This is a genomic window from Pseudomonas beijingensis, assembly GCF_030687295.1.
GTDB lineage: Bacteria > Pseudomonadota > Gammaproteobacteria > Pseudomonadales > Pseudomonadaceae > Aquipseudomonas > Aquipseudomonas beijingensis.
In genome coordinates, this window is the sequence record NZ_CP117425.1 from 5,459,725 (window position 1) to 5,473,541 (window position 13,817).

13 protein-coding genes and 1 pseudogene are annotated in these 13,817 nt (G+C 61.6%); 4 read left to right on the plus strand and 10 right to left on the minus strand.

The annotated features are described in order from the left end of the window. Positions 1–51: 51 nt before the first annotated feature. From PSH84_RS24220 to PSH84_RS24230, 3 genes are read left to right on the plus strand one after another with little or no spacing between them, the layout of a single operon-like run. Positions 52–285 (plus strand): PP0621 family protein, encoded by a 234-nt coding sequence (locus PSH84_RS24220; RefSeq protein WP_122564926.1) that lies wholly within the window; start codon positions 52–54, stop codon positions 283–285. Then, complete coding sequence (locus PSH84_RS24225; RefSeq protein WP_305481920.1) at positions 275–1,864, plus strand: two-component system sensor histidine kinase NtrB; 1,590 nt, start codon at positions 275–277, stop codon at positions 1,862–1,864. The genes PSH84_RS24220 and PSH84_RS24225 overlap by 11 nt, the downstream gene beginning before the upstream one ends. Beyond that, complete coding sequence (locus tag PSH84_RS24230; RefSeq protein ID WP_305468544.1) at positions 1,861–3,207, plus strand: sigma-54-dependent transcriptional regulator; 1,347 nt, start codon at positions 1,861–1,863, stop codon at positions 3,205–3,207. Before PSH84_RS24225 ends, PSH84_RS24230 begins: the two co-directional genes overlap by 4 nt. A 175-nt stretch (positions 3,208–3,382) precedes the next feature. Here PSH84_RS24230 and PSH84_RS24235 read toward each other — a convergent pair whose 3' ends face one another. The 9 genes and pseudogenes from PSH84_RS24235 to PSH84_RS24275 form a co-directional block, all read right to left on the minus strand. Beyond that, positions 3,383–3,748 (minus strand): DUF6124 family protein, encoded by a 366-nt coding sequence (locus PSH84_RS24235; RefSeq protein ID WP_305481921.1) that lies wholly within the window; start codon positions 3,746–3,748, stop codon positions 3,383–3,385. Between the two features lie 1,083 nt (positions 3,749–4,831). Continuing rightward, positions 4,832–4,996, minus strand: coding sequence for a hypothetical protein (locus PSH84_RS24240; protein ID WP_305471304.1), 165 nt, complete (start codon positions 4,994–4,996; stop codon positions 4,832–4,834). Positions 4,997–5,233: 237 nt separating this feature from the next. After that, entirely contained in the window at positions 5,234–6,334 is a 1,101-nt protein-coding gene (gene thiO, locus PSH84_RS24245; protein ID WP_305481922.1) for a glycine oxidase ThiO, read from the minus strand. Positions 6,335–6,391: 57 nt separating this feature from the next. After that, the gene (locus PSH84_RS24250; RefSeq protein ID WP_305468548.1) at positions 6,392–6,793 is read right to left on the minus strand and encodes a type IV pilin protein; all 402 of its coding nucleotides are present in this window, start codon (positions 6,791–6,793) and stop codon (positions 6,392–6,394) included. Between the two features lie 9 nt (positions 6,794–6,802). Further along, positions 6,803–9,897, minus strand: a pseudogene (locus PSH84_RS24255) (pilus assembly protein). Continuing rightward, positions 9,884–10,363 (minus strand): pilus assembly PilX family protein, encoded by a 480-nt coding sequence (locus PSH84_RS24260; RefSeq protein ID WP_439800540.1) that lies wholly within the window; start codon positions 10,361–10,363, stop codon positions 9,884–9,886. Before PSH84_RS24260 ends, PSH84_RS24255 begins: the two are co-directional and overlap by 14 nt. A gap of 5 nt (positions 10,364–10,368) precedes the next feature. After that, positions 10,369–11,085, minus strand: coding sequence for a PilW family protein (locus PSH84_RS24265; RefSeq protein WP_122564934.1), 717 nt, complete (start codon positions 11,083–11,085; stop codon positions 10,369–10,371). Further along, complete coding sequence (gene pilV, locus PSH84_RS24270; RefSeq protein WP_122564935.1) at positions 11,082–11,543, minus strand: type IV pilus modification protein PilV; 462 nt, start codon at positions 11,541–11,543, stop codon at positions 11,082–11,084. Before pilV ends, PSH84_RS24265 begins: the two co-directional genes overlap by 4 nt. Continuing rightward, positions 11,540–12,013, minus strand: a complete 474-nt coding sequence (locus PSH84_RS24275) for a GspH/FimT family pseudopilin (RefSeq protein WP_305468553.1) — start codon at positions 12,011–12,013, stop codon at positions 11,540–11,542. Before PSH84_RS24275 ends, pilV begins: the two co-directional genes overlap by 4 nt. Positions 12,014–12,220: 207 nt before the next feature. On the opposite strand from PSH84_RS24275, the gene PSH84_RS24280 reads away from it, so the two are divergent. Continuing rightward, complete coding sequence (locus PSH84_RS24280; protein ID WP_122564937.1) at positions 12,221–12,760, plus strand: GspH/FimT family pseudopilin; 540 nt, start codon at positions 12,221–12,223, stop codon at positions 12,758–12,760. On the opposite strand, the gene ispH is transcribed toward PSH84_RS24280, so the two are convergent. Next, positions 12,714–13,661 (minus strand): 4-hydroxy-3-methylbut-2-enyl diphosphate reductase, encoded by a 948-nt coding sequence (ispH, locus tag PSH84_RS24285; RefSeq protein WP_122564938.1) that lies wholly within the window; start codon positions 13,659–13,661, stop codon positions 12,714–12,716. The genes PSH84_RS24280 and ispH overlap by 47 nt on opposite strands. Positions 13,662–13,817 lie beyond the last annotated feature (156 nt).

Sequence of the window (13,817 nt, forward strand, 5' to 3'; positions counted from 1 at the left end):
GTTCCAGTCCTTGGCTAAACTGCCTGATCTCTAGCCAAAAAGCTGCCCATCATGCTTCGTTTACTGTTCTGGATCGCCCTGATTGCCGCCGCGGTATGGTTCTGGCGCAAGTTCAAGGGTGCCTCCTCCGCGCCGAACGCTCCCCGAGAGTACGACGCACCGCCCATGGTGCGCTGCGCCCATTGCGGCGTACACCTGCCCCGCGACCGGGCACTGGCCCTCGAACAACAATGGTATTGCAGCCAGGCTCACCTCGAGCAAGGCCCGGGCAATCGTGAGCGCTGAGGCCTCAAGCCCACGCGTCAAACAGACGCAGCGCCTGCTGCGCCTCTATCACCTGTACCGCCTGAGTATCGGCATCACCCTGGTGCTGCTGATCTCCAGCAACATGGACAACCGCCTGCTGGAGTTCGCCAACGACCACCTGCTGCGCAGCGGTAGCTGGTTGTACCTGGTACTGAACATCCTGCTGGTGGTGTTCCTTGAGAACACCCGACGCCCTGCCCGACTGTTCGGCCTGGCCCTCACCGACGTGCTCTTGCTTTCATGGCTGTTTTTCGCAGCCGGCGGTGTGCCCAGTGCCATCGGCAACCTGATCATCGTCTCGGTGGCCATCGGTAACACGCTGTTGCGCGGCAGGATCGGCCTGTTGATCGCGGCCGTCGCCACCCTCGGCATCGTCGGTTCGAGTTTTTTTCTTGGCTTGAGCGACTCGAACCGTCCCAGCAGCTATTTGCAGGCCGGTACCCTCGGGGCGCTGTGTTTTGCCGCCGCGCTGCTGGTGCAAGGCCTGACCCGACGCTTGGAAGCCAGCGAAACCCTGGCCGAGCAACGGGCCAGCGAAGTGGTCGGCCTGGAAGCGCTCAACGCCCTGATCCTGCAACGCATGCGCACCGGCATCCTGGTGCTCGACCGTGAGCGTCGGGTCCAGTTGGCCAACGAAAGCGCATTGAATCTGCTGGGCATGCACGATCTGGTCGGCCAGCAGCTCGACGATTACTCCACTGCCCTGGTCGAACGCCTGCAATTATGGCGAAACAACCCCAGCCTGCGCCCGTCCAGCCTGACCGTTACGGGCACGGGCCTGGCCCTGCAACCGAGCTTCATCGCCCTGGGCCATAACGACCAGCATCAAATCCTGGTGTTCCTCGAAGACCTGGCCCAGGTTGCCCAGCATGCCCAGCAGCTCAAGCTCGCCTCCCTGGGGCGCCTGACCGCCGGTATCGCTCATGAAATCCGCAACCCCTTGGGCGCCATCAGCCACGCGGCGCAATTGCTGCGCGAATCAGAGGAACTGAACGACGCGGATCGGCGTCTGACGCAGATTATTCAAGATCACTCCCAACGAATGAATCGCGTCATTGAAAACGTTCTGCAGCTGTCTCGTCGCCAGCAAACCACACCCCAGCGTCTCGACCTGCGTACCTGGCTCGACCAATTCGTCCGGCAGGCCCGCGAAAGCATGGCCGAACACCAGCGCTTGCACCTGAGCATCGACCCGGGGGACTACACCACGCTGATGGACCCCGACCAGCTCACCCAGGTACTCGACAACCTGCTGCGCAACGCCTGGCGCCACAGCGCAATGGCCCATGAGCAGGCCGAGGCCTGGTTGAAACTGTTCATCGCCCCCCACAGCCAGCTGTCGACCTTGGACATCATCGACAACGGCCCCGGTGTAACGCCCGAGCAGCAGGCGCATTTGTTCGAACCTTTCTTCACCACCAGCAGCCAGGGCACCGGCCTTGGGCTCTATCTGTCCCGTGAGCTGTGCGAAAGCAACCAGGCCCGCCTAGACTTCAAACCACGCCAAGGCGGCGGTTGCTTTCGCATCACCTTTGCTCACGGACGGAAACAGATTTGAACAATCGCTCACGGCAACGAATCCTGATCGTCGATGACGAACCGGACATCCGCGAACTCCTGGACATCACCCTGGGCCGGATGAAACTCGACACCCGCAGCGCCAAGAACCTTGCCGAGGCCCAAGCCCTGCTGGCGGGAGATGCCTTCGACCTGTGCCTGACCGACATGCGCCTGCCCGATGGTACTGGCTTGGAACTGGTGCAGCACATCCAGCAACGTTATCCACAACTGCCCGTGGCGATGATCACCGCCTACGGCAGCCTGGAAACCGCCATCGACGCCCTCAAGGCCGGCGCTTTCGATTTCCTGACCAAGCCGGTCGACCTGGGGCGGCTGCGGGAACTGGTCACCAGCGCCCTGCGCCTGCCAGCCGTCGCCACACCGACCAGCACCATCGAGCGATGCCTTCTGGGCGACTCGCCGCCGATGCGCAGCGTGCGCAAACAGATCGAAAAACTCGCCCGCAGCCAGGCGCCGGTGTACATCAGTGGGGAGTCGGGTTGCGGCAAGGAACTGGTCGCCCGGCTGATCCACGAACAAGGCCCCCGTGCCAACCAGGGCTTTGTGCCGGTCAACTGTGGGGCGATTCCCACGGAACTGATGGAAAGCGAGTTCTTTGGCCATCGCAAAGGCAGCTTCAGCGGCGCCATCGAAGACAAGCCCGGACTGTTCCAGGCCGCCCATGGCGGGACTCTGTTCCTTGATGAAGTGGCCGACCTGCCTCTGGCGATGCAGGTCAAGCTGTTGCGAGCCATCCAGGAAAAAGCCGTGCGTGCCGTGGGCGGCCAGCAGGAAGAAGTGGTGGATGTACGCATCCTCTGCGCCACCCATAAGGATCTGGACGCCGAAGTCGCCGCCGGGCGCTTTCGCCAGGATCTATATTACCGGCTGAACGTCATCGAACTGCGCGTGCCGCCCTTGCGCGAACGCCGCGAAGACATCGAACCGCTGGCCAATCACATGCTCCAGCGCTTGGCGGCCAACACCGGCAGCCCCGCAGTAAAACTCCATCCCCAGGCCCTGGCCGCGCTGCAAAACTACCGCTTCCCGGGCAATGTGCGGGAGCTGGAGAACATGCTCGAACGGGCCTACACCCTGTGCGAACAACAACTGATCGAAGCCGACGACCTGCGCCTGGCCGAAGGCAATAATGCCGGCGAGGCGGGCAAACCCGATTTGATGCAGGTCGACAATCTGGAGGACTACCTGGAAGACGTCGAGCGTAAGCTGATCCTTCAAGCACTGGAGGAAACCCGCTGGAACCGTACGGCGGCGGCGCAGCGGTTGAAGTTGTCGTTTCGGTCGATGCGGTATCGGTTGAAGAAACTTGGGCTGGATTGAGCCACGGTTTTGAAGCCCACGTTTGCCTCTGTGGCGAGGGGATTTATCCCCGTTGGGCTGCGAAGCAGCCCCAAAAGCAGCGACTCAATCAACCTGACACTCCGAGATCTCAGGTCCCAGCGGGAGCAAGCTCCCTCGCCACAGGTTCGGCGTTCACCCTCTGTAACGCCGTTCTCTAGCCCTCCGGCACAGGTACCCGCTCGTCCAGCACACGATTGGCCAATAACTCACTCAGCTCAATCAACTGCTGTACCCCCAAGGCGATATGTCGCCGCGAGCCTTCAAGTTCGAAGGCCAGGTCGCTGATCGTTGCGTTGGCAGAGGCCAGGGTTTCGCTGAGGTTGGTGAGGAGGCATTCGGTGTCGATGCCGGCCACGACAGTGAATAGCTGGGTTGAGGCGGGTTTCTTTTTGGTTTCGGGCTTTGGGCCGAGGTAATAGTCGAGGGCGCGTTTGGCGGCTTCATCGAGCTTTTGGTGATCAGGATCGACGTGGGTTGACGAGGAACCTGTTTCTGGGGGGTTGGGTGTATCTTTAATCATTGTGCATCTCCAAGTTTTTGGAGCTGTCACCGATCGCCGCGACGCGATTGGAGGTGGCAGCTGTACGCAGGTTCGCGGACCGAACTTGGAGCTTCGGCATACCCGAAGGTATCCCACGCACAGCCAACCATGACACAACGACAAATACCGAAGCACCGTCGTCGGCTGGAATTATGCACCAAGTTAACGGGCCGCGACGCCCGGACGCTGAATTGGCAGCGACGGGAAAAGGTTAGCCAGAGTTCTTCCCACCCGGCAACCGCCAGAACTCGTCGGAAAATTCGGCTCGAATCAGGAATCTTGTCCGACCATTCCCACAAAGGCTGGTTGGATGTGAGGGCAGTGTGTATATCCGTTTCTGCGGTAACGGCTGCTTAGGGTTCCGCCCTGACGGCGGGTCACTTTCGAAAAGCGCGAAAGTAACCAAAGCGCTCATGCCCCACCACTTGGCACCTCGCTTAGGCTCGGTGTGCCCTCACTCCGGCATTGCTCCGTGGGCCCGCCGCGAAGGGCCATCCATGGCCCAGCGCGGCTATCCCGGCATCCATGCCGGGATGCCCACTCCACAATGCCTGCGTTCGGCCAGCGTGGTTAACGGGGCGCCGAGATCAACGTCCACCGCGAGGCGGCCTAACAGCCGACCTGGTTCTTGGTGGGACCGCGTTTTTCCTGTGGGATCGAGCCTGCTCGCGATGGGGCCTGTCAGCCCAACATTCATGTGACTGGACCACCGCTATCGCGAGCAAGCTCGCTCCCACACGGGCTCGGTGGCGATCTGCAGATTTGCGGCCACTGCAAATCCCTGTGGGAGCGAGCTTGCTCGCGATAGCAGTGGGTCAGCTTGCATCAGCGTTGGATGTACCGCCGTCTTCGCGAGCAAGCCCCGCTCCCACACTGGGTCGGTGACGATCTACAGATTTTCGGCCACTGCAAATTCCTGTGGGAGCAAAGCTTGCTCGCGATGGCGGTGGATCAGCTGCATCAGCCTTGGACGTGCCGCCGTCTTCGCGAGCAAGCTTTGCTCCCACAGGTCCTGCTCAAACAGATCTGATGGGTGTACGACCAGGAGAACCAGGTCGGCTATTAGGCCGCCTCGGGGCGGACGTTGATCTCGGGCGCCCCGTTAACCACGATGGCCGAACGAAGGCATTGCGCAGTGGGCACCTCGGCATGGATGCCGAGGTAGCCGCGCTGGGCCATGGATGGCCCTTCGCGGCGGCCCACGGAGCAATGCCTTCGTTCGGGCATGCCGAGCCTAGGCGAGGCACCGAGTGGTGGGGCAGGAGCGCTTTGGTTACTTTCGCGCTTTTCGAAAGTGACCCGCCGTAAGGGCGGAACCCTAAGTGGCCGTTACCGCAGAAACGGATATGTACACGATCAACAATTCTGGCCGACCATCAGGCCGCCATCGCGAGCAAGCTCGCTCCCACAGTTGGATCTCCCCACAGTTGAATCTGAGCACAAGAACTGTATCAAAACCGAACCTTACAACCGCCCAGCCGGCGCATACGGCACAGGATCAATCACCGGCTCACGCCCCAACATCAGATCCGTAAACAACTGACACGACGCCGGCGCCAACACCAGCCCATTGCGATAATGCCCACAGTTCAACCACAACCCCGCAACTCCCGGCACCTCGCCAATATAGGGAATACCTTCAGGCGACCCGGGCCGCAACCCAGCCCAATGCCCCACCACCTCAGCCCCCGCCAATGCCGGAATCAGCTGCTGCGCCGAAGCCTTCAGGCTCTCCAACGCAACTTGCGTCGGGGTCTTGTCGAAACCTTCGCGCTCCAGCGTACTGCCAACCAGAATATGCCCATCACGACGCGGGATCGCATAGCGCCCCTTGGCCAGGACCATGCTCGACAGGAAATCCGACGCGCACTTGTACAGAATCATCTGCCCCTTGACCGGCTCGACCGGCAACTTCAGCCCCAGCGTCTTGAGCAACTCACCACTCCAGGCCCCCGCCGCCAGCACCACTTGATCGCCACGAAGCGGCCCGACAGAGCTGTCCACCCCCACGACACGCCCGCCATCACGGATGAACCCGCTGACCTCGCAATGCTCATGAAGCGTGACATTAGGCAGCGCCAGCAACGCAGCCTTGAGCGACTTCACCAACCGCGGATGACGCACGTTGGCCACGTCAGCCATATAAATCGCCCGGGAAAAACCCGAGCCCAGCACCGGCACCGCATCGTGGACCGCCGAGATATCCACAGCCCGCAGCGGGCGCCCTTCCCGCTGGGCCCAGGCCAGCGCTTCGTCCTGATCGTCCAGGTCCAGCCAATACAGCCCGGTCACGTGCACCTGCGGATCGATCCCGGTGGCGGCGAACAATCGCTCGCCCAGCTGAGGATAAAAATCCTGCGACCAATGGGCCAGCGCCGTGACCGCCGGGCTATAGCGCCAGGGGTACAACGGCGAAACGATACCGCCGCCGGCCCAGGACGATTCCTGGCCGACATTGGAGCGATCCAGCAGCACCACACGTTGCCCTGCGGACGCCAGATTGAACGCCGTCAGCAGGCCGATGACTCCGCCACCGACGATCACCACTTGCTGTTGCCTGGTCATGTTCTGATTCGACTCACTAAAACAACGGGCGCAAAAGCGCGCCCGGATAAAAGAAACTCAGCGCCCCCAACAATCCTTGGCGGTCACCCCGGCGGCGGCGTTCTCGATGCTTCGTACCCCGGTATTGGTGATTTTGAAGTCACCGCATTTGTCCGTCGCCATGGACGATCCACTCCTGCGTACAGCGGTCAGGATGAAGCTCTGGTCCGTTGGTACCAGGTTAATGGTGTAGAAATCGTTGCCGCTGCTCAAGCCAGTCGCATCGGTGTAGCGGTTGTTCTTCGAGTAGTAGCGCTCGAGAATTTGCGCCTGCTCGGATAAGAGCCCGGCAATTTCAGCGCGCCGGCCTTTCTTCATGTATTCGGTCAGGCTCGGATAGCCGACGGTGATCACGATACCGATGATCGCGATCACGATCATGATTTCGATCAAGGTGAAACCCCGGTTGGATCTTCGCATGCGTTGCCCTCATTGTATTTGCCGCCACATGATACGGCGGCTGCCGCCGACGGTTTTGCCCAGCAGGTCGGTGATACCGCCACCGGAATCGTTCACGATCATGTTGGTGGCGCCGTTGGCGTTGACGACGGCGCTCAGGGTCGGGATGCCGCCCGTGAACACCACGCCGGCGGAAATCGTGTCGAGACTGGTGAGCGAACCATCGTTATTGGTATCGAGTACCGCATAGTTGAGCATCTTACCGCTGAACGCATCCAACTCGATCAGTTTGCCGGTACCGAAGCTGGCGCAAGGGTCGGTGGTGTCCACGGCGGCCGTGGTAAAGATCACGCGGCCGAGCACCAGGTTGGCCGGGTTGATGACCCGCTCCCCGGTCAACGCATTGTTGTACACCAAAGGCAGGTACCAGCCATTCCTCGCAGGATATGTAACGTCGGTCTGGCTGGTGGTCACGAATTGCCCGGTGCTGCCTGAAAACACCCCCGTGATCGACTGGGCCTGCAGGCTCGACACAGTGATTTGCCCCCCGCCACCCGTGGCGTCCCAGATCGAATAGAACGCTTGCAGATCCTTGTTGAGCTTGTCGGCCGCTTCGTTGAACTTGCCGGTACCGAAAAACACTTGGGTGCCGCCCTGGGGGTTGTCTGCCAGCAGAGGCTGCACGGTGATCGGCTGGGTCGCGCCGCCGGGGGCGGTGAACAATGGCTGGCCGGCGAACGCCAGGCCCCATGTGGTGGGCGAGGTGCCGCTGAGGTCGAATTTCCACATCCGCCCCTTCAAGTCGCCACCGTACGCGGCCTGCACCACATTCTGGGAGTTGACCCGCAGCTTGACCGACGACAGGCCGTTATCGGTCTCACTGCTGTTGATGACGATTTTGCGGATCAGCGAACCGTCACGGATATCCACCACGTACAACGCCGCCACGCCGCTGTTGCTGCCATAGCCGTTGGCGATGAACGCCGCCCAGCGACCGTCCGCCAGGCGCGCGACTTCAGGGCGTGCGTAGGCGTAGCCCAGGTCATTGAAGGCATTGGCCGTGCTGGCAACGGTTGGCGCGCGGATTTCCCACAGCGCCCGAAACGCATTGCCCGCCGCCCGCATCGAACAGCTGCACCGCGAAGAACGTTTTGCCCCCGGCCCCCGTGCCGCCCAGGGCCACGGTCTTCCAGGCGCTGCCCGATTGCACATCGAACACGCCGACCTGCCCATCCACCAAAAACTTGTGGCTCACGCCATTGATGTAATTGGTGTCGGCAATGTCCTGCAGCGAGGGCAGCACGCTCGAAGGCATGTAGGCATAACGCCGTGTGCCGTTTGCACTGTTGATGACACTGAAAAACCCATCGTTGCCATTCACCACCAGGCTGGTGCTCATGTTCGTCGCCTTGGTCGTCAGATAGGTGCTGTAGCTGGTGTCGTTGAGCAGGTCCGCAGCGGTCTGGTCGTTGGGCGATGCCAGCACCAGCGGCGAATTAATGATGTCCCCCAGCAGCGCGCTGCGCGCCTTCAGGCCGGTTTTTGTTGACGCCCTTGCTCCACTCCACCAGATCATTGCCGGTGATCCCCGTGGGCAGGTTCTGGCTGAGGCTGGTTTGCTGGGCCGGCGAAAAATTGCCATAGGCCAGGGTCACCGGCACATTCGTCGCAGTGTTCCAGGACTGATAGATCGGCGGCGTGGCGCCGGGCACGATGGCGGTGTCGGTGGTCCACTGCACCGCTGCCGTGTTGACCGTGCCCGCCGTGGTGAAACCGAACGCCCGGATGGTGCCGCGCCAGTCCTTGGGGTCATACGTGGTTTGGTAGTAGCTTGAGGTACTCGACAACGTGGCGGCGTTGGTGGTGCCACCGCCCCCGGAGCCGGCCTTGGAGGTGATGTCGCTCAAGGCGGATGACAGGGCCGAGTTCAGGCCCTCGCTGTCGCTCGCCGGATAATACTTGCCCGCACCGTAGCGGGCGGCGTCGGACAACATCTGGTTGGTGACGGCAAAACCCACAGTGTAGGTATTGAGGTATTGCCGGGGAAAATCCGTGGCGTTCCAGCTCTTGCCCGTGGCGTCGGTGCCGGTGGAACGCATGTCGACGTCGAAGGCGAACTTGGCGATGTCGTCCAGGTAAAGCGTATCGCCCTCGGCGTCGCCGCTGAGATTGTTGCCATCGTTGCTGCTGATACCATCCCAGTTCGGCAACCGGGCCAAGCCCAGCGGGTCGTTGCGGGGAAACGTTCGGTCAAAGGTGGGCAAGCCGTCGGTGATGACCACGCCGAAGTTTTTCTGGCAACGGTACTGGATCGGGCTGGTATAGGTCGCCGGTGTTCCATTGTAGTAAGGCGCCATGCCCCTGAAATAGCGGGTGACCTCGTAATAGCTCTCGGCCAATGGTGTATTCGCGACGGCGCCCAAACCATTGATGGCGTTGAGCAGGGCACTGTAGTTGCTGTTGGCCTGGGTTTGGGTCACGCTGCCGGTGACCGGTGACAGGTCGCTGATGGCGCGAGCGATGTAGCCCCCGGGGCCAGAGTTGCTGAAATTAGGTGGATTGAACGTGGCGAGCCCAATACGCAGGGCGCGGTTATTGGCGACCAGGTCGTTGGAGACATCCCGTGCCACGTTGATGCGATAGTCGGTGGGGATTGAACCGGTGGTGAAGTCCCGGCTCGAGCCGTTGGCCAAGGTCACCAGATATGCCAGGTACCTACCGGTGTAACGGGTATCACCATTCCCTACAGGGTCCGGCAGCCGCAGACAGATCCGGCCAAGGCTGGGACGATAGAAACCGTACCAGCCAGACGAGCAGCCGCCACGCAACAGGCCCAACAACAGGATGTTCGAATCGTCCAGGTCCAGCTCATACCTATCGTTGCAGTTGTTACTGGCGTTGCAGGCATAAGTGCGCGTTTGCGTTGCCGTCGGATCAAACCCCGCCGCCCAGATGATGTTGTTCATACTCCCCGAATCATCGATCAGCAACATCACGTTCGGCGTGACGGCGGCCGCACTCAGCAACGGCGAATCCGAAGGCGTGAAGGCATAGGCCGGCGCCGCCAGGTAAAGACTGAGCAACGCCCCCCACAACATCCCCAGCAGCGCCTTAATATTTGGCATAGATGCTCTCCACCACGCTGCGCTGGTTATTGCCCACCACCGCCACCGCCGTGATCCGATACAGCGTCGCCGACGTGTTGACCGGCACGTTGACCGCCGTGAGCGTCGTGCCGATATTCTGCACGCCATAAAACCCACCGGCAGCGGCAACCCAGAGCACCCCCGACCTTGGGTCGCGCCCCGCCACTGTCAGCGTCGCCGACTCGACCGGCGGCGCGCACTGGGTCGTGGTGGTGCATACCGGCAATGAGTACGTTTCGACCTGCACCGCGCTCTCACCCAACCTCAGCGCCGCCTCGGCCACCTGGAACGACTGGTTGCGCAACATGACGCTGCTGGTCATTTTTTCCTGGAGGGTGGCGCTCTGCATCGACGAGAGGCCGATCAGCGTCAGCAGCAACAGGAAGACCAGACTGACCAGCAATGCCATGCCTCGCTGGCGGTGCACCTGCCCCATCGAAGTCATCTCCTTCATAGCAACCGGTTGCGCAAGGCAGCAACCACATTGAAGGTCTGCTCGCGCACTGCGTTCCTCGGATCAAAGAGCGTCAATGTCAGGCGCACACTGCGGATCAGTGCCGGGTCAGCCGGATTGCTGGTATAGCTCGACGCCGCGATGTCCGTCGCACTGCCGGCCACGCCGAACGTCACGTCGAACGCCCGCACGTTGTCCACCAGCACCGACAGGGTCGGCGGATTGCCAGCGCCGCTGCCCAGCAGCAATTGGTTGTTGTTGAAGCTGTAGACCAGTCGCCGGATCGGGAAGGCCAACTGCCCCGTCGCCGGTAACCGCGCGTTGGTATAGGCCGTCGCCGAGGTGCGGCAATCGGAGACGACGGTCCAGGTCGGAGCGCTACCACCACTCCCTATGTCGGCGGTCACCAGGGTCAATCTCCGGTTGGCGTTATCCCAGCGGATCGGGGTGATCTGGCTGGCATTAAAATCATTGGCCGTGGAAGCATCGGTAATGTTCCCCAGACAACCGAACATGCCCACCATGCGAATCTCCTGGACCATCTTGCTCAGGACGAACCGGGCGTCCTCCTGCATCACCGCCGCCGCGCTTTGGCTGATGTAGGTGTTCTTGGCGGCGATGAAAATCTGCACGACACCCAGGATGACAATCAGGCTGAGCACCAGGGCAATCATCAATTCAATCAGGCCGAATCCCCGGCAACGCCTGTTCATGGCGGCGTCCCCGGCGGATCGACGGCGACGCGGCTGGTCAGCACAAAGCTGCGCCGCGCCTCGGCCGCGTCAGTGGTGTTGGCGGCCCGGGCGTCGTCCCAGGAAATGGTGATGGTGTAGACGCGCTGGTTCAGGGCAATGGTGCCAGTGGCCGTGGCGCCGCCGAAGGCGATGATGTTGGTCTTGAAGTCGTAGAGGTCCTGGTCCCGGGCCACGTTGAGGTTCGGCGAGCTGGGCGGTGCGACGGTGTAGTCGGCGCCGGAGTTGGCGCGAATGCGGTCCAGCAGGTCATAGGCAATGAAGCTGGCCTGGCTGGTCATGCGCGAACTGTCGGTGTACTTGAGCGCATTGAGCTGGATCATCGCCGCCCCCAGCAAGCCGACGCCGAGGATCAGTACTGCCACCAGCACTTCGATCAACGTCATGCCGGCCTGCGCCCTTTTACTGCAATCCTTCATCCGCAACTTCCACCCAATACGATTCGTCCATTGAGGCAAACACTCAGCGTCCTGCTCTGCGCCCCTCTCACGTAATTGAAGCTCACCGGCGTGGCCGGCGCCGATAACCCACCGAGGTTGTTGAAATCGATGTTGCTCACCTCTGAGGTTAGCGTCAGAGTCGCGCCGCTGCTCATCGCTGGAACAACCCGCAATATATTGGGCGACGAGCCAGTACTGTCATACACCGTGAGTTCGCCGTTCCAGACGCTGCCCTCGACCGTAGGGCGGATACGTGTGGTGACACCGCGGTCGATCGCCTCCATCCGGGCAAAGTTCAGCGCCCGGCGCAGATCGCCAATCTCGGTATCGGCCTTGGTGCCCTGCATCGATCCGGTAAAGGCCGGCACCGCCATGGTAATCAGGATCAGCAACACGCCAAGAGCCACCAGCACCTCGATCAGCGTGAAACCTTTTGTACGAAGATCCATCGATGCCCTCCGTTGCCGTCGGCTATACCTGCTTCTACACGCTAGAACAAACCACTGCTTGTGGCGAGGGAGCTTGCTCCCGCTCGGCCGGGCTGGCGCTCCAGCGCGTAGCGGCCGCTATCTTGGGGCTGCTGCCACAACAGGCTTCCCACCACATCGAGTTCTTACACTGTCGCGTAGCTTCACGCTCTCCAGGGAGGAGACGTCATGTATCAACAGGGCTTCAGCCTGATCGAACTGCTCATGGGACTGGCAATTGCCGCAATTGTTCTACCGTGGGCCGGCGCGGGCTACAAAGAGCTGATCGAGTCCATCGAACGCGAGGATACCGCGCAGTTGCTGATCAGCGGGCTGCGTAGCGCGCGCAGCGAAGCCATCATGCGTAACCGGACGGTCGTGCTCAGCGGTATCGACAATGATTGGGGCCGGGGCTGGCGCATCACCCTGGACGACAAGGAGAAGACCGTGCTGATGGAGCGCCGTGCAAACGCTCGGGTGATGGGCAACTGGCCGGTGAAACGCCGGGTGAGGTTTGGCAGCCAGGGCGAAGCACTGCAAACCAGCGGCGCCTTCCAGGCCGGCAGGCTGCATGTCTGCGCCAAACGCGGGCCGGTCAGCCATCATCAAGTGATATTGGCACCTTCCGGCCGCGTCCGGCTGGAAAGTGTTAAAGCCGAGCAGGCCCTGTGCGAAAAAGGACTTAAAGCAAGGAGCGGACGCGCAGCTCTTTCGGCATCGAGAACGTAATGTTTTCCTCGCGACCGGCCAACTCATCGGCACCGGTTGCGCCCCAGGCCTGCAATTGCTGGATCACGCCACGCACCAAGACTTCCGGCGCGGAAGCACCGGCGGTGATGCCGATACGCTCGACGCCCTCGAACCAGCTGCGTTGCATGTCCTCGGCGCCATCGATCAGGTAGGCCGGGGTGGACATGCGCTCGGCCAGCTCGCGCAACCGGTTGGAGTTGGAGCTGTTCGGGCTGCCGACGACCAGCACCACATCGCATTCGTTGGCCAGTTGCTTGACCGCATCCTGGCGGTTCTGGGTGGCGTAGCAGATGTCATCCTTGCGCGGGCCACCGATGGCCGGAAAGCGCGCACGCAGGGCGTCGATCACGCGGCTGGTGTCGTCCATGGACAGGGTCGTCTGGGTCACGAAAGCCAGGCTCTCGGGGTTGCGTACCTGCAAGGCCGCAACGTCCTCCTCGTCTTCGACCAGGTAGATCGCACCGCCGTTGCTGGCATCGTATTGGCCCATGGTGCCTTCGACTTCCGGGTGGCCTTCATGGCCGATCAGGATGCATTCGCGACCGTCACGGCTGTAGCGCGCCACTTCGATGTGCACTTTGGTCACCAATGGGCACGTCGCGTCGAACACCTTCAGGCCACGGCCGGCGGCTTCGCTGCGTACTGCCTGGGAAACCCCGTGGGCACTGAAGATCACGATGACGTCATCCGGCACCTGATCCAGTTCCTCGACGAAAATCGCCCCGCGGCTGCGCAGGTCTTCGACGACGAATTTGTTGTGGACCACTTCGTGGCGCACGTAGATCGGCGGCCCGAAGACTTCCAGGGCGCGGTTGACGATTTCGATCGCCCGGTCCACACCAGCGCAGAAGCCACGGGGGTTGGCGAGTTTGATTTGCATGCTGTGCCTCGTGTCTTGCGCGCAAGAAATTGAATCAATGTAATTCAGTGTGGGAGCGAGCTTGCTCGCGATAGCGGTGTGTCAGTCAACATCACTGTTGAATAATCTACCGCAATCGCGAGCAAGCTCGCTCCCACAGTGAATCGGGTGGCAGCA

Excerpts from the sequence above, each read along its gene's own strand:
- PSH84_RS24280 (WP_122564937.1), top strand. The coding sequence starts at position 12,221 with ATGTATCAACAGGGCTTCAGCCTGATCGAACTGCTCATGGGACTGGCA.
- PSH84_RS24250 (WP_305468548.1), bottom strand. The coding sequence starts at position 6,793 with ATGCGAAGATCCAACCGGGGTTTCACCTTGATCGAAATCATGATCGTG.
- ispH (WP_122564938.1), bottom strand. The coding sequence starts at position 13,661 with ATGCAAATCAAACTCGCCAACCCCCGTGGCTTCTGCGCTGGTGTGGAC.
- PSH84_RS24220 (WP_122564926.1), top strand. The coding sequence starts at position 52 with ATGCTTCGTTTACTGTTCTGGATCGCCCTGATTGCCGCCGCGGTATGG.
- PSH84_RS24275 (WP_305468553.1), bottom strand. The coding sequence starts at position 12,013 with ATGGATCTTCGTACAAAAGGTTTCACGCTGATCGAGGTGCTGGTGGCT.
- pilV (WP_122564935.1), bottom strand. The coding sequence starts at position 11,543 with ATGAAGGATTGCAGTAAAAGGGCGCAGGCCGGCATGACGTTGATCGAA.
- PSH84_RS24235 (WP_305481921.1), bottom strand. The coding sequence starts at position 3,748 with ATGATTAAAGATACACCCAACCCCCCAGAAACAGGTTCCTCGTCAACC.
- PSH84_RS24260 (WP_439800540.1), bottom strand. The coding sequence starts at position 10,363 with ATGACTTCGATGGGGCAGGTGCACCGCCAGCGAGGCATGGCATTGCTG.
- PSH84_RS24240 (WP_305471304.1), bottom strand. The coding sequence starts at position 4,996 with ATGCCCGAACGAAGGCATTGCTCCGTGGGCCGCCGCGAAGGGCCATCC.
- PSH84_RS24265 (WP_122564934.1), bottom strand. The coding sequence starts at position 11,085 with ATGAACAGGCGTTGCCGGGGATTCGGCCTGATTGAATTGATGATTGCC.
- thiO (WP_305481922.1), bottom strand. The coding sequence starts at position 6,334 with ATGACCAGGCAACAGCAAGTGGTGATCGTCGGTGGCGGAGTCATCGGC.